This is a genomic window from Luteimonas sp. e5 (assembly GCF_054031035.1).
Genome location: NZ_JBSTRX010000003.1, coordinates 248065 through 267029 on the forward strand (window position 1 = coordinate 248065; position 18965 = coordinate 267029).

Consider the following 18965-nt stretch of genomic DNA (forward strand, 5'->3'; position numbering starts at 1 on the left):
AATCAATACGCAAATTCGCGGAATACGCGGTCGATGTCACCCTGCCACGGCCCATGGAACAGCGCCAGCTTGCGCTCGGCGGCGGTCTGTCCGGCCTCGGCCATCTCGATCAGCGGTTCGAGGAAGGCGGATTCGTCCTGCCCGGCCTTGTTGAGGCGGGCGCGGCGCTGCAGGCCGGCGGCGGAAATCTTCAACGCTTCGATCGCCAGCTCGCGCACGCTGGCGCCGCGGAACGGCAGCTTGAAGGCGTGCTTCGGCACCCCGTCGCGCAGCGCATGGCGCTCGGCCAGGGTGAAGTCGCGCACCAGGTCCCACGCCGCATCCAGCGCGGCATCGTCGTACAACAGGCCGACCCAGAATGCCGGCAACGCGCAGATGCGTCCCCACGGGCCGGAATCGGCGCCGCGCATTTCGAGGTAGCTCTTCAGGCGCACTTCGGGGAAGGCAGTGGTCATGTGGTCGTGCCAGTCGCGCAGCAGCGGCTTTTCGCCGCGCAGGCCGTCCAGTTCACCTGCAAGGAAGGCACGGAAGCTGCGCCCGGCAAGATCCCGGTATTCGCCATCGCGGAAGGAAAAATACATTGGCACGTCGAGCAGGTAGTCGACGTAACGCTCGTAGCCGAAGCCATCCTCGAACACGAAATCGAGCATGCCGGTACGGTCGGGGTCGGTATCGGTCCAGATGTGCGAGCGATAGCTGAGCCAGCCATTGGGCCGGCCTTCGGTGAACGGCGAATCGGCGAACAGTGCGGTCGCCACCGGCTGCAGCGCCAGCGAGACGCGGAACTTCTTCACCATGTCCGCTTCGCTGGCGTAATCGAGGTTGACCTGCACGGTGCAGGTGCGGGTCATCATGTCCAGACCCAACGAGCCGACCTTGGGCATGTACTCGCGCATCACCTTGTAGCGGCCCTTGGGCATCCATGGCATGTCCTCGCGCCGCCACTTGGGCTGGAAGCCCATGCCGAGGAAGCCCAGGCCCAGGGTGTCGGCCACTTCGCGCACCTCGCGCAGGTGGCCGCCGACCTCGCGGCAGGTTTCGTGGATCGAATCCAGCGGCGCGCCGGACAGCTCCAGCTGGCCGGCCGGCTCCAGCGTCACCGAGGCGCCGTTGCGCGAGAGCGCGATCACGCGGTCGTCCTCGCGCACCGGCGCCCAGCCGAAGCCGGCAATGCCCTTGAGCAGGGCCTCGATGCCGCGCTCGCCGTCGAAGGTGGGCGGACGCAGGTCGTCCAGGCGAAAGCCGAACTTCTCGTGCTCGGTGCCGATGCGCCACTGCGCAGGCGGCTTCTCGCCGCGCGCGAACACCTCGACCAGCTGATGACGGTCGGTGATCGGGGTGGAGTCGGGATCGGAAGGGCCGGACATGGACTGCTCGCCAGAAACCAGGGCCACACTATATCGGGGCGATGGCGAAAGCCGTGCGCTGCAACCCTGCGCCGATGACTCAATCGCCGGCGGCGGCCAGCCCGAGCCAGTGCGCGAGCAACGCGCGCGCCTCGTCCACGCCCTGCCGCGAGGCACCGGAAAAGGTCTGCGCGCTGACCGCATCGCCGCAGCTGGCGGCCAGCTCGCGCCGCACCTGCTGCAGGGTGTTGCCGGCCGCGCCGCGCGAGAGCTTGTCGGCCTTGGTCAGCAGCACGTGCGCCGGGATGCCGCGGCTGACCGCATAGGCCAGCATCTGCCGGTCGTAGTCCTTCAGCGGGTGGCGGATGTCCATCACCACCACCAGCCCGGCCAGCGCCTCGCGGGTCTGGAAATAGCGCTGGATGAAGGCTTGCCAGTGCGCCTGCAGGTCCTTCGGCACCTTGGCATAGCCATAGCCCGGCAAGTCGACCAGATAAGTGTCGGCATGCGGCGGCAATTCGAAATACACCAGTTGCTGGGTGCGGCCCGGGGTCTTCGACACCCGCGCCAGCGCATTCTGCTGGCAGATGGCGTTGAGTGCGCTGGACTTGCCGGCGTTGGAGCGCCCGGCGAAGGCGACTTCATGGCCACCATCGGGCGGCAACTGGCGCGGCGTATGCGCCGAAAGCAGGTAGCGGGCTTGCGCGAAAGGATTGCTCATCGCGCTAGCATGGCATGCTGGCACCGGTTTGACCGCCTGCCGCCGCTCACACGATAATCTCGGGGTTACCGCCTGCGCCTGCCGCGCAGGTTCCTGCATCGGAGCTTCGCAATGCGCAACGCCCGCGTTCTTGCCATCACCGTACTGGCCGGTGCCGCACTGGCTGCGGTGGCCATCGCCCAGACCAACGTCATCCCGCTGCCGGAGTCGACGCCTGCCGATACCCAGCCGATCGACGCTGCCGCCGCGCTGGCCGCCGACCCGGTGGCCGAACTGGCACAAACCCACTGGGGCGATGCCCAGGCCGGGGCCGGCAAGGCCGGCGCCTGCGCCGCCTGCCACGGCCTGGACGGCAACGCCCTGCAGCAGAATGCGCCACGCATCGCCGGCATGCCCGAGCTGTATGTCGCGCGCCAGCTGGCACTGTTCAAGTCCGGCCAGCGCCATACCGGCCTGGCGGATCAGATGAAGCCGTATGCCGACGTGCTCAGCGCGCAGGACATGCGCGACATCGGCGCGCATTACGCCGCGCAGCGCAGCGGCATCGGCGTGGCCGACGACCGCCCGATCGATGATCCGGACAGCCCCTGGCATGGCCAGCCGCTGCACGAGCTGGGCCAGTCGCTGTACCGCGTCGGCGATGCCGAGCGCGGCATCCCCGCCTGCATGGCCTGCCACGGTCCCAGCGGCGCCGGCAACCCCGGTCCGGCCTACCCGCACATCGGCAGCCAGGAATCCGGCTACGTGATCCGCCGCCTCGAGGAATATCGCGGCGGGCAGACCGACATCGCCGATTCCACCCTGTTCCAGCAGATGGCCACCGTCACCCGCAACATGAGCGACCTCGACATCCGCGCGGTGGCGAGCTATGTGCAGGGCCTGCATGACGTCAGCGACCAGGCGCCAGCCGCCGACGTTGCCGCGGCCAAGGCCGAAGGCAAGGCGGTGGCACCGCCGGCCGTCGGCAGCGCGATCACCCCGGCCGTGCCGGCCGCCAGCGATACCGCCACCGGCACGGAAGAAAACGGCGAGGCCGGCTGAGCACGGGCGCCGCACGCGGAACTTTCCCCGCGCGCGGCGGTCCAATTCCATGCTCTGTTGGTCTCCTTGAGTGCTTGCGCCAGCCCCTGCGGCTGGCGTTTCTTTATCCGGAACTCACCCATGCGGACCTATCTTGGGAAGATGAACACCATGAAAGCATTGCGCCACCTGCTGTTCGCCCTGTTTTTCACGCTGCTCCTGCCCGCCGGCATCGGCCATGCACAGGGCCCGGCGCTGGTCGAGGGCCGTGACTATCTGGTGATCGAGGGCGGTGCACCGTACGCGCCGGTGCGCGGCAAGATCGAGGTGGCCGAGGTGTTCGGCTATGCCTGTCCGCACTGCCACCGCTTCGAGCCGTTGCTGGCCGAATGGCGGCGCACGCTGCCGGCGGATGTCAATTTCGTCCACGTGCCGGCCACCTTCAATCCACGCGATGCCTTCGCCCGCGCTTATTTCGCCGCGCGCCAGCTGCGCCTGCCGGCGCGCACGCATGACGAGTTGTTCCGCGCCGTGCACGAAGCGCGCAGCATGCCGCCCAATCCCACCGAAGCCGAACTAGCCACTTTCTACAGCGGTTACGGGGTCAGCGAAGAGACATTTGCCGAGGCCATGCGCTCGCCCGAAGTGGAGCGGCAGATGCAGCACGCGCATCGCTTCATCCAGACCGCCGACGTGCCCGGCACCCCGGTGCTGATCGTCGCCGGCCGCTACCTGGTCCGCGGTCGCACGCACCAGGACGCGCTGCGCATTGCTTCGCAACTCGTTGCACAATCGCGCGCGGCACGCCGTTGAGCCTGCCGCCGTTCCCGCCATCGAACCCTCACGGAGACACTCCATGAATGCCAAGCGCCACCTGCCGCTGCTGATGCTGCCCCTGCTGATGCTGGCTGCGTGCAGCAAGAACGAAACCCCGGCCAGCCCGACGCCAGTCGCCAGCCCGGCGACCAGTGACAGCGCCGCGCCGGCCGGCGAAGCCGCCGCTGCAGGTGAAGCGCCGGCCAGCACCACGCAGGCGCCCGCGCTCGACCACAGCGCGCTGGTGCCGGACGTGGACTACGTGGAGATCGCCGGCGGCCAGCCGTTCCAACCGCTGGATGGCAAGGTCGAGGTGGTCGAGGTGTTCGCCTACTGGTGCAACCACTGCGCCGCGCTGGAGCCGGTGCTCAAGAGCTGGAAGGCCAAGCAGCCGGCCGATGTGCGCTTCACCGCGCTGCCGCTGGGCGGTGGTGCCGCCGATACCTTGGCGCGGGTCTATTTCGCCGCCGAAACCACCGGCCAGCTGGACAAGGTGCATGACCTGATGTTCAACGCCATCCACCACCAGCGTTCGCTGCCGGCCAACGCCAATGCCGACGAGATCCTCGCATTCCTCGGCAAGAACGGCGTGGATGCGCAGAGCATGCGCGCGGCAATGAACAGCTTCGCGATGAGCGCGCGTCTGGGTCAGGTGATGCAATTCGCCGACCGCACCGGCGTGGAAGGCACGCCGACCCTGATCGTCAATGGCAAGTACCGGGTGCTGCGCGGCATGGATGCCGGCCTGCGCGTGGTGGATGCGCTGGTTGCCCGGGAGCGCGCGCTGGCCGCGCCCTGAGCGCGGGATCGGGCGATGGCTCGCAGGCGCCTCAAACTGTTGTCGGCCAATATCCAGGCCGGCTCCAGCACGCGTCGCTACAGCGATTACGCCACCCGCAGCTGGTCCCACGTGATCCCGCTGGGTGGCAAGCGCATGGCGCTGGACGCGATCGCCGAACTGGCGCGCCAGCATGACATCGTCGGCCTGCAGGAAGCCGATCCGGGCAGCCTGCGCTCGGGCTTCACCAACCAGACCCATTACCTCGCCAACCGCGCCGGCTTCGCCTACTGGACGCACCAGCCCAATCGCAGCGTCGGCGGCGTGGCCGGCAGTGCCAACGGCCTGCTCAGCCAGATGGAACCGCTGGAAGTGGAAACCCACCCGCTGCCGGGCCGGGTCAAGGGCCGCGGCCTCCTGGTCGGCCGCTTCGGCAAGGGCGAGGATGGCCTCGCGGTGGCGGTGGCGCACCTGTCATTGGGCGTGCAGTCGCGCCTGTCGCAACTCGCCTTCATCGCCGAGATCCTCGGCGATGCGCGCAACGCGGTGCTGATGGGCGATTTCAACTGCGGCGTGGAGCAGCCGGAGATGGACGTGCTGTTCCGTCGTACCCGCCTGCAGCCGCCCGACTGCGATGTGCCGACGTTCCCGGCATGGGCGCCAGAGCGTGCCATCGACCATATCCTCGCCACCTCCGAGATCAGCAGCGAGAAACATTGCGCACTGCCCGCCGCGGCATCGGATCATCTCGCGCTGTCGGTGGAGCTGGAAGTGCCCGAGAGCGCCCTGCAGCGCTGACTCAGGGCCACGCCAGGCTGGCCGCGACCAGCAGCAGGAACAGCGCGAACACGCGCTTGAGTGCCACGCCACTGAGCGCATGCGCCAGGCGCACGCCGAGCGGCGCGCACAGGATCGAGGCCGCGGCCACCGCCAGCGCTGCCGGCACATGCACATAGCCCCATCCCGCATCCGGCAATGCGCCCGCCGGGGCATGCAGCGCATAGCCCAGCGCGGTGATGAGGCCGATCACCACTCCGCAGGCCGACGAGGTCGCCACCGCGCGCACCGGCGCCACCCCGAGCCAGGTCAGCAGCGGCACGGTCATGCTGCCGCCGCCGATGCCGACCAGCGCCGACACCAGGCCGATGCCGCCGCCGGCCGCGCTCATCGCCGGACCGCGCGGCGCGCGCGTCGTGCCAAGGTCGCGACGCGGCTTCGCCAGCAACATCTGCGCCGCCGCCAGCACGCAATACAACGCCACGCCCCAGCGCAGCCAGCGGCCATCGACCTGTACCGCCAGCGCACTGCCCCACCAGCCACCCAGCAGCAGGCCCGGCACCAGCCAGCCCCAGGTCGGCCACAACACGCTGCCGCGGCGTGCATGCGCGAAGGCCGAGGAGGCGGCGGTGAACACGATGCTGGCCAGCGAGGTGGCCAGCGCCGCATGCATCGCGGCTTCCACCGGCACGCCCTGCCCGGGCAGCAACCAGGCCAGCGCCGCGACCAGTACCAGCCCGCCACCGACGCCGAGCAGGCCGGCCAGCACCCCGGCCGCCGCGCCCAGCACGAGAAACAGCAACAGCGCGGTCAGATCCAGCGGCATCGCGAATATCCGATTCATGAAACGCTGGGTATAGTCGGCGCATGTCCCGGCCCGCGTCCACCCTGTTGCTGCTCACCCTGCTCGCCGGTTGTGCCGGTCATGGCGATGCCCAGGCCACCGCGACCGTGGATGCGGCCGCGGCTGGCACTGCCGCAGTCGGCCCGCAAGCCGCGCCACCAGCCGCGACGCAAGCCGCGGACGCCGCACTGGCGCGCGCGATCGAACTGGCGGAAGCCGGCGCGGACGAGGGCGACACGCCCGCCGTGCGCGCGCATCCGGCCTACGTCTGGGTCGAGTACGCACGCCTGCACCGCGATCTGGCCAATGTCGGTGGTGTGGCCGTCGAGCGCTGGCTTGCCGAACACGAGAACGATGCCGCCGGGCGCCGCCTGCGCATGGACTGGCTGCAGGAACTGGCCAGCCGCGGCGACTGGGAACGCATCGTCGCCACCTGGCGCCCGTGGATCGAGCGTCCGGCCTTGCGCTGTGCGTGGCTGACCGCGCGCGGCAACCTCCAGCCCGATGCGCAATGGATGCAGGACGTGCGCGCCGAATGGCTGCAGCCGCGTGCGCGCATCCCCGCCGCCTGCCATGGCGCGATCGCGCTGTGGCAGGAGCGCGGCGGGCTGGATGACGCCACCCGCTGGCGGCGCATCGAGGCGGCGATCGATGCCGGCGAGACGCTGGCGATCCGCAACACCGCCCGCGAGCTGCCGGATACCGCGCGCGCCATGGCCGAAGCCTATGCCAGTGCGATTTCCGCCGCGAACCTGCCGGCGTCGGCACGGGCGTGGCCGAAGGATGCGCGCAGCCGCGCCGCGGCCACTGCGGCGCTGGTGGCGATGGCGAAGAAGTCTCCGGACGACGCGGAAGCCGCGTTGGGCGAATTCGCGCCGCTGCTGGGGCTGGATGCCGCGCAGCAAGGCCGCGTGCGCTACGAGATAGCGTTGCAGAGCGCCGCGTCCTACCTGCCGGCCAGTGCCGAACGCCTGGCGCGGGTGCCGGCGGCAAGTTATGACGATGGCCTGCACATGCTGCGCACACGCGAGGCGATGGCACGGCGTGACTGGCGCGGCGCACTGGCGGCGATCGATGCCATGCCGCCGACGCTGGCCGAGCGCGCGCAATGGCGCTATTTCAAGGCACGGCTGCTGGAGTTGAGCGGCGCTGAAGGCGCCGAGGCACTGTACCGGCAGGCCGCGCGCGAGCCCGAGTTCCACGGCTTCCTCGCCGCCGACCGCCTGCGTGCACCGTATCCGCTGTGCCCGTGGCAGCCCGAGGCGCAGCCGGCCGTGCAGCGCGAAGTCGCCGCCACCCCGGCGCTGCAGGCGGCACTGGCGCTGTACCGCATCGGTCGCCGCGACTGGGCGCTGGCCGAATGGAACCAGGCCCTGTCCGGCTTCGACGACGCACGCCGCCGCATCGCGGTGGCCCTGGCGCAGGACAGCGGCTGGTACGACCGCGCGGTGTTCAACCTCGCCCGCGATGGCCGCCGCGAGGAGCTGCGTCTGTACACGCTGCGCTTTCCGCTGGCCTGGCGCGAGGAGATCGAACGCGAGGCGCGGCGCAACGGCATCGACCCGGTCTGGGTCACCGCGGAGATCCGCGCCGAAAGCCTGTTCGACCCGCAGGCGCGCTCGCCGGCCAATGCGCGCGGACTGATGCAGGTACTGCCGGCCACCGGGCAGGCGGTCGCCACGCGCAACGGCATCGCCTGGGACGGCGACGACACGCTGTACCAGCCGGCGCGCAACATCGCCATCGGCAGCGCCTACCTGCGCGAGATGCTGGAGCGCTGGGGCGACTTGCCCGCGGCGATCGCCGCCTACAACGCCGGGCCGACGCCGACCACGCGCTGGCGCGAGCAACGCCCCGACTTCGACCCCGACCTGTGGATCGAAACCATCAGCTATCGCGAAACCCGCGAATACGTGGCGCGGGTGCTGGCCTTCAGCGTGCTCTACGACTGGCGCCTGCATGGCGACGCCCTGCGCGTGGGCGAACGCATCGCCGGGCGCCAGGATGGCGAACGGGTGAAGTTCGTCTGCCCGTGACGAAAACGCGCCGCGGATGCGGCGCGCAACGGAGCGCTTCGACTGCGCCACCCGGCATGCAGGCCGGGCGCGCAGCGGCGCGTGCTCAGAGCGCGGCCAGTGCCGCGTTGAGGGTGGCGCTGGGACGCATGGCGCTGTCGGTGCGCTGGCTGTCGGGGCGGTAGTAGCCGCCCAGCTCAACCGGCTTGCCCTGCACCGCGATCAGTTCCTCGATGATCTTCGCTTCGCCTTCGGCCAGTGCCTTGGCCAGCGGCGCGAACTGTGCCTTGAGCGCGGCGTCGGCATCCTGCGCGGCCAGTGCCTCGGCCCAGTAGCGGGCCAGCCAGTAATGGCTGCCGCGGTTGTCGATGCCGCCGAGCTTGCGCGTGGGCGACTTGTTGGTGTCGAGGAACTGGCCGTTGGCCGCGTCCAGTGCATCGGCCAGCACCCTCGCGCGGGCGTTGCCGCTGGTTTCGGCCAGATGCTCCAGCGAGGCCTGCAGGGCGAGGAATTCGCCCAGTGAATCCCAGCGCAGGTAGTCTTCGGCCACGAACTGCTGCACGTGCTTGGGTGCGGAGCCGCCGGCGCCGGTTTCGAACAGGCCACCACCGGCCATCAGCGGCACGATCGACAGCATCTTGGCGCTGGTGCCCAGCTCGAGGATCGGGAACAGGTCGGTCAGGTAGTCGCGCAGCACGTTGCCGGTGACGCTGATGGTGTCCTTGCCGTCGCGGATGCGCGCCAGCGAATGGCGCATCGCCTCGACCGGGGCGAGGATGCGGATGTCCAGCCCGCGGGTATCGTGCTGCGGCAGGTACTGCTCGACCTTGGCGATGATCTCGCGGTCGTGCGCGCGCGCCTTGTCCAGCCAGAACACCGCCGGGGTGTCGGACAGCCGCGCGCGGCTCACCGCCAGCTTGACCCAGTCGGCGATCGGTGCGTCCTTGGTCTGGCACATGCGGAAGATGTCGCCGGCCTCGACCTCCTGTTCCATCCACACCTTGCCGGTGTCATCGACCACGCGCACGCTGCCGGCGTGAGGGATGCGGAAGGTCTTGTCGTGGCTGCCGTATTCCTCGGCCTTCTGCGCCATCAGGCCGACGTTGGGCACGCTGCCCATGGTCGCCGGGTCGAACGCGCCATTGGCCTTGCAGTCCTCGATCACCGCCTGGTAGATGCCGGCGTAGCAGCGGTCCGGGATCACCGCCTTGGCGTCCTGCAGCTCGCCTTGCGGGTTCCACATGCGGCCGGCGTCGCGGATCATCGCCGGCATCGAGGCATCGACGATGATGTCGCTGGGCACGTGCAGATTGGTGATGCCCTTGTCCGAGTTCACCATCGCCAGCGGCGGATTGTGCGCCTGGATCTCGGCGATGGTGGCTTCGATCGCGGCGCGCTCATCGGCGCCGAGTGCATCGATCTTGGCGTACAGATCGCCGATGCCGTTGTCCGGCTCGAAGCCGATCTTCTCCAGCAGCGCGCCGTGCTTGTCGTACAGCGCCTTGTAGTAGCGCTGCACCACGATGCCGAACATGATCGGGTCGCTGACCTTCATCATGGTCGCCTTCAAATGCAGCGAGAACAGCGTGCCCTGCGCCTTGGCATCGGCGATCTGTGCATCGACGAACTCGGCCAGGCGCGCGGCGTGCATCACCGCGCAATCGATCACCTCGCCCGCCTGCAGCTTGATCTTGGGCTTGAGCACGATTTCCGAGCCATCCTTGCCGACCAGTTCGATCTGCACCTTGCCGTCATGGTCGAAGGTGGCCGACTGCTCGCTGGCGTAGAAATCGCCATCGTCCATGTGCGCGACATGTGCCTTCGACGAGGCCTCCCATTTGCCCATGCGGTGCGGGTGCTTCTTCGCGTAGTTCTTCACCGAAGCCGGTGCACGGCGGTCGGAATTGCCCTCGCGCAGCACCGGGTTGACCGCGCTGCCCTTGACCCGGTCGTAGCGCGCGCGGGTCTCGCGCGCTTCGTCGCTGTCCGGCTCGTCCGGGTAATCCGGCAGGTCGAAGCCCTGCTGCTGCAACTCGGCGATGGCCGCCTTCAGCTGCGGCTCGGAGGCGCTGATGTTGGGCAGCTTGATGATGTTGGCGGCCGGGGTCTTGGCCAGCTCGCCCAGCTCGGCCAGGTCGTCGGAGACGGCGCGCTCGCCAAGGCGCTCGGGGAACTGCGCGAGGATGCGCGCGGCCAGCGAGATGTCGCGGGTCTCGACCTCGACCCCGGCGCTGCGCGCGAACGCCTGCACGATCGGCAGCAGCGAATGGGTCGCCAGCAGCGGCGCTTCGTCGGTCAGGGTGTAGAGGATCTTGGCGGTGTCGGTCATGGCGTCCTCGCGGTGCGGTGGCGCGCGGGCGGGCGCGCCGCGCGGAAACCGCCATTGTCGCCGCTGGCCGCGGCGGGGGCAAAGTGCGGCGGCGTATGCATCGGGGCACGCGCCAGCCGGTGAAAACGAGAACGGGCGCGACTGCGGTCGCGCCCGTCGAGTGGCCGACCCGCCATGCGCGGGCCGCGGACCTCAGCCCGCCTGCTTCACTGATTCACTTCGAATTCGCGGGTTTCGACCTGAGCCCCGTCGATGTCGACCTCCAGCTTGTACTTGCCGGCCGGCCACGGGTTCGGGTTCTGGATGTGGAACTCGTAGATGGTGTCGGCGCCCTGCATGTCGCGGCTTTCGCTGTGCACCACGGCGCCGTCCTGATAGGTCCACTTGACGCCGATCTTGTTGCCGCTGGGCATGCCGCTGGTATTGATCGAGGCGTAGATGGTGTCGCCGGTGGCGAATGCGGTCGCCGGCGCGGTGACACGGTTGCCGGCGCCCAGCGCATTGCCCAGATCCACCGAGAGGATGCGCGCCGGCTGCGCCGAAGGTGCCGGGGCCGGTGCAGGCGTGGTGTCCGCCGCCGGCGGAGTGGCGACCACCGGGGCCTCCTTCTTCTTGCAGCCGGCCAGGCCGACGGTGGCGACCAGGGCGCCGGCAAGGGCGATGGCGAGTTGCTTGCGGGTCATGGGGACTCCTTGTGCGGGTAGTGATGGGTGTTACGGGCTGTGCCGGAGGCGCATCCCGGCGTTGCGCGGAAGAAAACGAAACGACGTGCGATGGCTTAGGGCAGTTTCAGGGTCTGTCCGGGGAAGATGCGATCCGGGTCGTCGATCTGGTCGCGGTTGGCCTCGAAGATGCGCTGCCACTGGTTGCCATCGCCGTACACCTGCTGCGCGATCTTGGACAGCGAATCGCCTGATTGCACGGTATAGCTGCGAGCGCCGACGCCACCGGCGCCGACCGCCGCGCTGCTGCCGCCGGTGACACCGGCAAAACGCGGGTCCTTCTGCGCGGGCTGCCCACTGCTGCCGCCACTGACGCCGGAAAACGCACCGCCCTTGTCCTTGTCACCGCCCATGCCGGACAGCGACAACTTGTCGGGATCGATCGGGGTATTGGCCATCATTCGGCTCCAGGACTGCGGGGATGCGGGCAGCCTTGCACGTCGCCTGTTAAGAAAACATCGCGCCGGAGTGAAGGCCGCTCACTGCCGCAGGTCGCGGCGCGGTGGCGGCGGCGCCTGCCCGGGCGTGGCGCGCCACGGATTGATGTCGAGGCCACCGCGGCGGGTGAAACGGGCTTCCACCGACAGCGCCTTCGGCGCGCAACGCTGCTGCAGGTCGATGAAGATCTGCTCCACGCATTGCTCATGGAAGCCGCGGTGCTCGCGGAATCCGGCGAGGTAGCGCAACAACTGGCCGCGATCCAGCCGCGGCCCGTGCCACGCGATATGCACACTGGCCCAGTCCGGCTGGCCGGTCACCGGGCAATTGGATTTGAAGCTGCGACTGACCAGGGTTTCCTCGACCACCGGCCCCTCGGCGCGCAGCAGGGATGCATCCGGCGGGCCGTAACCATCGATCTCGACTTCGCTGTCATCGATGCAGGCCGCGTCGCCGGCGTCGTCGATCGGCGCCAGGCCGAACTGCAGGTGCACGCGGGCGCCGGCGGCGGCGGAGAGGTCGGCCTCGATCCGCGCACGCACCGCCTCCGCGTCCTGCAGGCGCTCGCCATTGAGCGAGTTGAGGTAGAGCTTGAGCGATTTGGATTCGACCAGCCGTGGCGAGTCGGCCGGCACCAGGAAGCTGGCCGTCGCCACCTGCGGGCGGCCACGCGGATCCAGCCAGGACAGTTCGTAGGCCTGCCAGCGGTCGTGGCCGATGAACGGCGGCGAGGCCTCGATGCCCAGCTGTGCACGTGCCGGTGCACGCGGAATCGGGAACAACAGGCCCGGATCGTAGCGCTCGGGATAGGCGCTCTCGCGCCCCAGCGGGCTGTTCTGTGCGGAATTGTCGGCGTAGTTCATGCGCCCATTATCGATGCACGTCGTGACCGCGACACGCATCAGGTGATAATCGGGGTCTCAAGGAGGTGTGGATGCACGACGGCGGTCTCGAGCTCACCCTGGTATTCCTGCTGGCCGCCGTGGTCGCGGTGCCGGTGTTCAAGCGCTTCGGCCTCGGCGCGGTGCTGGCCTACCTCGTCGCCGGCGTGCTGCTCGGCCCGTATGCGTTGCGTCTGGTACCGAACCCGGAGCCGGTGCTGATCGCCAGCGAGATCGGCGTGGTGATGATGCTGTTCGTGATCGGCCTGGAACTGTCGCTGCCGCGGCTCAAACTGATGCGGCGCGCAGTATTCGGCGTCGGCGCGCTGCAGGTCGCGGTCAGTGCGCTGATCCTCGGGCTGGTGGTCTGGGCCTGGGGCATGGGCGGCAAGGGCGCGATCATCGTCGGCCTCGGCCTTGCGCTGTCCTCGACCGCGGTCGGCCTGCAGATCCTCGCCGAACGGCACGAGCTGCAAAGCCCGCACGGGCGGCTGGGCTTCGCCATCCTGTTGTTCCAGGACCTGGCCGCGATCCCGCTGATGGCGGCGATCCCGCTGCTGGGCAGTGTCACGGTCGCCGAGGCCGATGCGGTGGGCCTGCTGTTGTTGAAGGGGCTGGGCGCGATGGCGCTGCTGATCATCGGCGGCCGCCTGCTGTTGCGCCATCTGTTCCGCATGGTGGCGCGTGCCGGCATCCCCGAGGTGTTCACCGCCGCCGCACTGCTGGTGGTGCTGGGCTCGGCCTGGCTGATGCAACTGGCCGGGTTGAGCGCCGGGCTTGGCGCCTTCCTCGCCGGTGTGCTGCTCGCCGATTCGGAGTTCCGTCACGAGCTGGAATCGCAGATCCAGCCATTCGAGGGCCTGCTGCTCGGCCTGTTCTTCATGTCGGTGGGCATGAGCATCAACCTGCGCCAGGTGCTGGCCGAGCCGGGGCTGGTGGCTGCCGGCGTGGTGGTGCTGATGGCGATCAAGTTTGCCGTGCTGTACGCCATCGGCATGCGTCCGGGGCGGCTCGACCGGCGTGGCGCGCTGATGCTGGCCGCACTGCTCGCGCTGGGCGGCGAGTTCGCCTTCGTGGTGTTCAGCGAGGCACACCGCGCGCAGTTGATCAGCGCCGTGGAGCAGGCCGAGCTGACCGCCATCGTCGGTCTGTCGATGGCGGCCACGCCGCTGCTGGTGATCGCGGTGCGACGCCTGATGGGCGAGCATGTCGGAGCCGGGCCGCCACGCGAGTTCGACACCCTGCCCAGCGATGCACCGCAAGTGATGATCGCCGGCTTCGGTCGCTTCGGGCAGATCGTGGCGCGGCTGATCCTGTCGCAACGCATCCGCTTCGTCGCCATCGACCCGGACGTGGAGCAGGTCGAGTTCTTCCGCCGCTTCGGCAGCCCGATCTATTACGGCGATCCGAGCAAGCCCGAGCTGATGCGCGCCGCCGGCGTCGACAAGATCAAGGTGTTCGTGGTCGCGGTGGATGACGTGGAAAACAGCCTGCGCATCGTGCGCCTGATCAAGCGCATGCGTCCGGACGCGGTGGTGTTCGCGCGCGCCCGCGACCGCATGCACGCCTGGCGGCTGATGGATTTCGGGGTCAAGGTGATCCGCGAAACCTTCGGCTCCAGCCTGGAAATGGGCGAGGCCGTGCTGGTCGCACTGGGCCTGCCGCGCGAGGCCGCGCACGAACGCACGCAGCGCTTCCGCGCACATGACGAGCGTGTGCTGCGCGCGCAGCATCTGATCTACGACGACGAGGACGCGCTGCAGCAATCCACGCACGAAGCCCGCCGCGAGCTGGAGGAACTGTTCGCCTCCGACCTGGGCGAAGGGCCGCTGAGCGATGCCGCACTGGACAGCGAACAAGGCGGCACGCCGACGCCGCCGGCGTGACCTGGCGGACGCGGCACGCAGTTGCCGGTCAGGGTTGCAGCGAGAACACTGCGCTCACCGACTCGACGAACTCGATCTCCGGCTTCAGGTAACGCGCCGGTTCGGGGGTGTCGATCGCGCTGCCGGTGACCTCGATCCGGTCCAGCGTCTGCCCGCGGTAGCGCGAACCGGTCCCCGAGCCCAGGCTGTCGATGCTGTACACCGACCCCAGTCGCGCGCCGAAACCCGCGGCCAGCTCGCCGGCGCGCTCGCGCGCGTTCCGCGCCGCCTTGGCCCGCGCCTCGGCGCGCAGCGCATCACGCCGCTGCGAGGCGAAACGGGTCGTGCCGAAGCGGTTCATGCCCGCCGCCAGCGCGCCGTCCAGCACCGCGTTGAACTTCGACAGGTCGCGCAGCTTGACCTCGACCCGGCGCGAGGCACCGAAGCCGTTGGACACGCGCTGGCCGGCATCACTCACCTCGACATCCTCTTCCAGCATCAGCTCGGAGGCTTCCACGTCGGCATCGGCCACGCCCTGTGCACCAAGCACGGCAAGGAAGCGGCCCACCGCCGCATCCGCGGCCTGCTTGGCCGCCGCCGCGGTGGGCGCATTGACATCGACGCTGACCGACAATTCCGCCATGTCCGGCGCCACCGTCACCCTGCCCTCGCCGGAGGCGACCACGTGCGGGCCATCGGGCAGCGGGGTTCCGGCCTTGACGCCGGGCATCGACAGCGCGGCTGCCAACAGAAAGATCCCGATCAACTGACGCATGGCGTGGCTCTCCCCGATGATGGAAGCCGCATGGTAGGTCAGGACAGGTGCTCGCGCGCCAGGTATTCCGCGCTCTGCATCTCGATCAGGCGCGATGCGGTGCGCTCGAACGCATGCGCCAGGCGTTCACCCGAATACAGCGCCACCGGCGCCGCAGCGGCGGTGCACACCAGATTGACCTGGCGGTCGTAGAACTCGTCGATGGCAGTGACGAAGCGCCGCGCCGGATCGTCGTTGCCGCCATCGAACAGCGGGATGCCGCCTAGCAGCACGGTATGGAATTCGCTGGCGATGCGGATGTAGTCGGCGGCGGCGCGCGGCCCTTCGCACAGTGCGTCGAAATCGAACCAGATTACCCCGTGCTGGCGCCCGCGCACGCGCAACGGGCGGCCCTCCACCTCGAAGCGGCCCGCCTGCGGCGCGGACTGAGTCAGGCTGCGCCAGCGCTCGCACAGCCAGGCATCGGCAGCGTCATCGGCCGGCACCCGGTACACCGACGAGCGGGTCAATTCGCGCAGCCGGTAATCGGTGCTCGATTCGATGTGCAGCACTTCGCAGTGTTGTTCGATCAGCGCGATCGCCGGCAGGAAGCGCGCGCGCTGCAGTCCGTCGCGGTACAACTCGGCCGGCGCGGTATTGGAGGTGGCGACCAGGGTCACGCCTTCGGCGAACAGGGTTTCCAGCAGGCGCGCCAGCAGCATCGCATCGCCGATGTCGCTGACGAAGAATTCGTCCAGCACCAGCAGACGCATCTCGCGCCGCCATTCGCGCGCGATCGCGGCCAGCGGATCACGCTCGCCGGCATGCGCCTTCAGTCGCTCGTGGACCTCGCGCATGAAGCGGTGGAAATGCGTGCGTCGCTTGTGCGGGGTGTCGACTGCCGCGAAGAACAGATCGACGAGGAAGGTCTTGCCGCGCCCGACCCCGCCCCACAGGTACAGCCCCGGCACCGCTTCGGGCTTCTGCCGTGCGCCACCGAACAGGCGGCCGAGCACGCCATCGGACGCGGGCGGCGCCGACAACGCCGCATGCAGGCGGTCGAGTTCGACCAGCACCGCACGTTGCGCCGGATCATCGCGCCAATCGCCGCGGGCGATGCCGACGGCATAAGCCTCGCTGGGGGAAGGCGTCATTCGCCGGCGCTGCCCCCGGCCTCGCCCGGCGCATGCGGCAGCCAATGCTTGGCGGTGTTCTTCACCACCCCGCGCAGGTCGACCAGCTTGCCGTGGAAGAAGTGCGTGGCGCCCGGCATCTCGACCAGGGTCAGCTGCGGCGGGTCGAGCTCCTGCAACCAGTGCATCACCGCGCCGGGATCGACCACTTCGTCCTCGTCGCCCTGGATCACCAGCCACGGCATGCGCGGCGGCTCGGGCGGGAACTCCCAGCGCCCGGCAGGCGGTGCCAGCGAGATCAGCGCCGCCGGCTCCAGGCGCGCGGCATTGCGGATGCTGACGAAGGCGCCAAAGCTGAAACCGGCCAGCCACAGCAGCGAGGCCGGACGCTCGCGGCGCACCCAGTCCACCACCGCGGCCAGATCCTCGCTCTCGCCCTCGCCCTCGTCGAACTCGCCGGCGGACTCGCCGGTGCCGCGAAAGTTGAAGCGCAGCGTGGTCACGCCGAGCTCGCGCAGGCCGCGCGCGGTCATCGTCACCACCTTGTTGTTCATGCTGCCGCCCTCGGTGGGCAGCGGGTGGCAGACCACCGCGATCACCGGCTGGCGCGCGATGTCGGCGTCGGGGTATTCCACCGCCAGCTCCAGCGCACCGGCCGGACCGGGCAGACGGAGGGTGGCGTCGGATTCGGGAAAGCGGACATTCTCTTGCATCCGCCCATTTTATCCGCCCGCGCACCGCCAGACGCCAGTCTCACGGAGCGTGCAGATCGAACGGTCACGGATGGGGGATGGAACCGCCCCCTGCATTGGTCACTTGCGATGCACTTTCGAGGCCGCGGCGCGCCGGCCGTGCAGGCCTCCACTCACGCCGGACATGCACACAAACAAAAACGCCGCCCGCAGGCGGCGTCTTCGCGATCGGTCGTTTATTTGCTTTGCTCGACCATGTAATCGACCGCGGCCATCACCTGGGCATCGGTCAGCGTAGCCATGCCGCCACGTGCGGGCATGATGCCGGTATTGCCGGTGAAGCCGTCGATGGCATGCGTGTGCAGCAGTTCCATGCCCTTTTCGGCCAGGCGCGCGCCCATGCCGGCGGCATTGAGCATCGGCGCACCGCCGGTGCCGGCGGTATGGCAGGCATGGCACAGACCGTCATAGACCACCTTGCCGTCGGTCGAACCGCCGAACGGCGCATCCGCACCGGCGGCGGCCTTGGCCAGCAGCTGATTGGCGGCATGCGCGGCGGCCGCACCCTCGGCTCCTGCGTACACCGCACCCACCGGCGCGATGCGCGCCGCGGTCTGCGCCTGCGCCTGCGGCGTGATTTCCGGCGGCAGCAACTTGTGCACATGGCGCGCAAGCAGGATGAAGCCCAAAGTCACCAGGGCCAGCAGCCCGATGATCAGCGAAAACTTCTTCAGGAAAACGGCGTCGTGCTTGTTCACGTGTTCGATCCCCGCGACCAACCGGCCGCGCCTAGATCGACAAAGTATAAGCGGCACATCGGCGGCCCGTCACGCCCGCGCGGCACGGTACCCTTGGCAGGCGCGGCTGTCGCGCGAGTGCCTGGGGGATCACGATGCAGATGAAGAAATGGGTGGCCGAATTGATCGGCACGTTCTGGCTGGTGCTGGGCGGCTGTGGCAGCGCGGTGCTGGCGGCCAAGTTCGGCGGTGACGGCAACCCGCTGGGCATCGGCCTGGTCGGTGTCGCACTGGCCTTCGGCCTGACCGTGCTGACCGGCGCCTACGCCTTCGGCCATGTTTCCGGTGCCCACTTCAACCCGGCGGTCAGCCTCGGCCTGTGGGCAGGCGGCCGCTTCCCCGCGCGTGAGCTGCCCGGCTACATCGTCGCCCAGGTGATCGGCGGCATCGCCGCCGGCGCGCTGCTGTGGTTCATCGCCAGCGGCAACGGCAGCATGATCGTGCCGGCCAACACCGCCGACCCGACCACCGCCGGCGCCTTCGCCAGCAACGGCTTCGGCATGCTCTCGCCCGGCGGTTATTCCATGGCGGCGGTGCTGGTGTGCGAAATCGTGATGACCGCGATGTTCCTGGTGGTGATCCTCGGCAGCACCCACCGCCGCGCACCGGCCGGCTTCGCCCCGATCGCGATCGGCCTGGCACTGACCCTGATCCACCTGATCAGCATCCCGGTCAGCAACACCTCGGTGAACCCGGCGCGCTCCACCGGCGTCGCCCTGTTCGCCGGCAGCGGCGCCGTCGAACAACTGTGGATGTTCTGGCTCGCCCCGTTCATCGGTGCGGTGATCGGCGGCGTGATCTGGAAATGGCTGGGCGAAGAAGGCCGGCCCGACATCAGCGGCGACCCCGCCTGAGCGCAAGCGGTCGGCGCCGGGGCTTCGCACGCCGCGCGCCGACCGGCTACACTTGCCAACCCGCCACCCGAGGCGGGCCTGCGCGCCTGTAGCTCAGCTGGATAGAGTAGTGGCTTCCGAAGCCATTGGTCGGGGGTTCGAATCCCTCCAGGCGCGCCATCTTCCAGATGGCGTCCTGTCGTA

At 69.2% G+C, this 18965-nt stretch carries 18 protein-coding genes and 1 tRNA gene; 8 read left to right on the top strand and 11 right to left on the bottom strand.

Features of this window, described 5'->3' with window-relative positions; genetic code table 11:
• Window positions 1-2: 2 nt before the first annotated feature.
• The gene (locus ACW11F_RS10235) at window positions 3-1367 is read right to left on the bottom strand and encodes a glutamate--cysteine ligase (protein ID WP_456996804.1); all 1365 of its coding nucleotides are present in this window, start codon (window positions 1365-1367) and stop codon (window positions 3-5) included.
• Window positions 1368-1446: 79 nt separating this feature from the next.
• Entirely contained in the window at window positions 1447-2067 is a 621-nt protein-coding gene (gene yihA, locus ACW11F_RS10240; RefSeq protein ID WP_456996805.1) for a ribosome biogenesis GTP-binding protein YihA/YsxC, read from the bottom strand.
• A 111-nt stretch (window positions 2068-2178) separates the two neighbouring features.
• On the opposite strand from yihA, the gene ACW11F_RS10245 reads away from it, so the two are divergent.
• The 4 genes from ACW11F_RS10245 (at window position 2179) to ACW11F_RS10260 (ending at window position 5479) form a co-directional block, all read left to right on the top strand.
• Complete coding sequence (locus ACW11F_RS10245; RefSeq protein ID WP_456996806.1) at window positions 2179-3108, top strand: c-type cytochrome; 930 nt, start codon at window positions 2179-2181, stop codon at window positions 3106-3108.
• A 141-nt stretch (window positions 3109-3249) separates the two neighbouring features.
• Window positions 3250-3900, top strand: a complete 651-nt coding sequence (locus tag ACW11F_RS10250) for a thiol:disulfide interchange protein DsbA/DsbL (RefSeq protein ID WP_456996807.1) — start codon at window positions 3250-3252, stop codon at window positions 3898-3900.
• A gap of 43 nt (window positions 3901-3943) precedes the next feature.
• Window positions 3944-4702 (top strand): thiol:disulfide interchange protein DsbA/DsbL, encoded by a 759-nt coding sequence (locus ACW11F_RS10255; RefSeq protein ID WP_456996808.1) that lies wholly within the window; start codon window positions 3944-3946, stop codon window positions 4700-4702.
• Between the two features lie 15 nt (window positions 4703-4717).
• Window positions 4718-5479 (top strand): endonuclease/exonuclease/phosphatase family protein, encoded by a 762-nt coding sequence (locus ACW11F_RS10260; protein ID WP_456996809.1) that lies wholly within the window; start codon window positions 4718-4720, stop codon window positions 5477-5479.
• Between the two features lies 1 nt (window position 5480).
• On the opposite strand, the gene ACW11F_RS10265 is transcribed toward ACW11F_RS10260, so the two are convergent.
• A complete protein-coding gene (locus ACW11F_RS10265; RefSeq protein ID WP_456996810.1) occupies window positions 5481-6302 on the bottom strand; it encodes a sulfite exporter TauE/SafE family protein in 822 nt (273 codons plus the stop codon).
• A gap of 23 nt (window positions 6303-6325) precedes the next feature.
• Here ACW11F_RS10265 and ACW11F_RS10270 point away from each other — a divergent pair, with 23 nt between their 5' ends.
• Window positions 6326-8338, top strand: a complete 2013-nt coding sequence (locus tag ACW11F_RS10270; protein WP_456996811.1) for a transglycosylase SLT domain-containing protein — start codon at window positions 6326-6328, stop codon at window positions 8336-8338.
• An 85-nt stretch (window positions 8339-8423) separates the two neighbouring features.
• Here ACW11F_RS10270 and ACW11F_RS10275 read toward each other — a convergent pair whose 3' ends face one another.
• From ACW11F_RS10275 to queF, 4 genes are all read right to left on the bottom strand, one after another.
• Window positions 8424-10646, bottom strand: coding sequence for an NADP-dependent isocitrate dehydrogenase (locus tag ACW11F_RS10275; RefSeq protein WP_456996812.1), 2223 nt, complete (start codon window positions 10644-10646; stop codon window positions 8424-8426).
• A 206-nt stretch (window positions 10647-10852) separates the two neighbouring features.
• The gene (locus ACW11F_RS10280; RefSeq protein ID WP_456996813.1) at window positions 10853-11329 is read right to left on the bottom strand and encodes a hypothetical protein; all 477 of its coding nucleotides are present in this window, start codon (window positions 11327-11329) and stop codon (window positions 10853-10855) included.
• Between the two features lie 95 nt (window positions 11330-11424).
• Window positions 11425-11766 carry a LysM peptidoglycan-binding domain-containing protein gene (locus tag ACW11F_RS10285; protein WP_456996814.1) on the bottom strand — a complete coding sequence of 114 codons (342 nt, stop codon included), beginning with the start codon at window positions 11764-11766 and terminating at the stop codon, window positions 11425-11427.
• Between the two features lie 81 nt (window positions 11767-11847).
• Window positions 11848-12669, bottom strand: a complete 822-nt coding sequence (queF, locus tag ACW11F_RS10290) for an NADPH-dependent 7-cyano-7-deazaguanine reductase QueF (protein WP_456996815.1) — start codon at window positions 12667-12669, stop codon at window positions 11848-11850.
• 71 nt (window positions 12670-12740) lie between these two features.
• On the opposite strand from queF, the gene ACW11F_RS10295 reads away from it, so the two are divergent.
• Window positions 12741-14573, top strand: a complete 1833-nt coding sequence (locus ACW11F_RS10295) for a monovalent cation:proton antiporter-2 (CPA2) family protein (RefSeq protein WP_456996816.1) — start codon at window positions 12741-12743, stop codon at window positions 14571-14573.
• A 28-nt stretch (window positions 14574-14601) separates the two neighbouring features.
• Here the strand turns inward: ACW11F_RS10295 and ACW11F_RS10300 are convergent, their stop codons facing one another.
• The 4 genes from ACW11F_RS10300 to ACW11F_RS10315 all read right to left on the bottom strand — a co-directional run bounded on the left by ACW11F_RS10300 (window position 14602) and on the right by ACW11F_RS10315 (window position 17889).
• Window positions 14602-15327 carry an SIMPL domain-containing protein gene (locus ACW11F_RS10300; protein WP_456996817.1) on the bottom strand — a complete coding sequence of 242 codons (726 nt, stop codon included), beginning with the start codon at window positions 15325-15327 and terminating at the stop codon, window positions 14602-14604.
• Between the two features lie 38 nt (window positions 15328-15365).
• On the bottom strand, window positions 15366-16460 hold the full coding sequence (gene zapE, locus ACW11F_RS10305) for a cell division protein ZapE (protein ID WP_456996818.1): 1095 nt from the start codon (window positions 16458-16460) through the stop codon (window positions 15366-15368).
• Window positions 16457-17152: an alpha/beta hydrolase gene (locus tag ACW11F_RS10310; protein WP_456996819.1), complete on the bottom strand. Its 696-nt coding sequence runs from the start codon at window positions 17150-17152 to the stop codon at window positions 16457-16459. Before ACW11F_RS10310 ends, zapE begins: the two co-directional genes overlap by 4 nt.
• 215 nt (window positions 17153-17367) lie before the next feature.
• Entirely contained in the window at window positions 17368-17889 is a 522-nt protein-coding gene (locus tag ACW11F_RS10315) for a c-type cytochrome (protein ID WP_456996820.1), read from the bottom strand.
• 134 nt (window positions 17890-18023) lie between these two features.
• On the opposite strand from ACW11F_RS10315, the gene aqpZ reads away from it, so the two are divergent.
• Complete coding sequence (gene aqpZ / locus ACW11F_RS10320) at window positions 18024-18782, top strand: aquaporin Z (RefSeq protein ID WP_456996821.1); 759 nt, start codon at window positions 18024-18026, stop codon at window positions 18780-18782.
• A gap of 82 nt (window positions 18783-18864) precedes the next feature.
• Window positions 18865-18941, top strand: a tRNA-Arg gene (locus tag ACW11F_RS10325).
• Window positions 18942-18965: the final 24 nt, after the last annotated feature.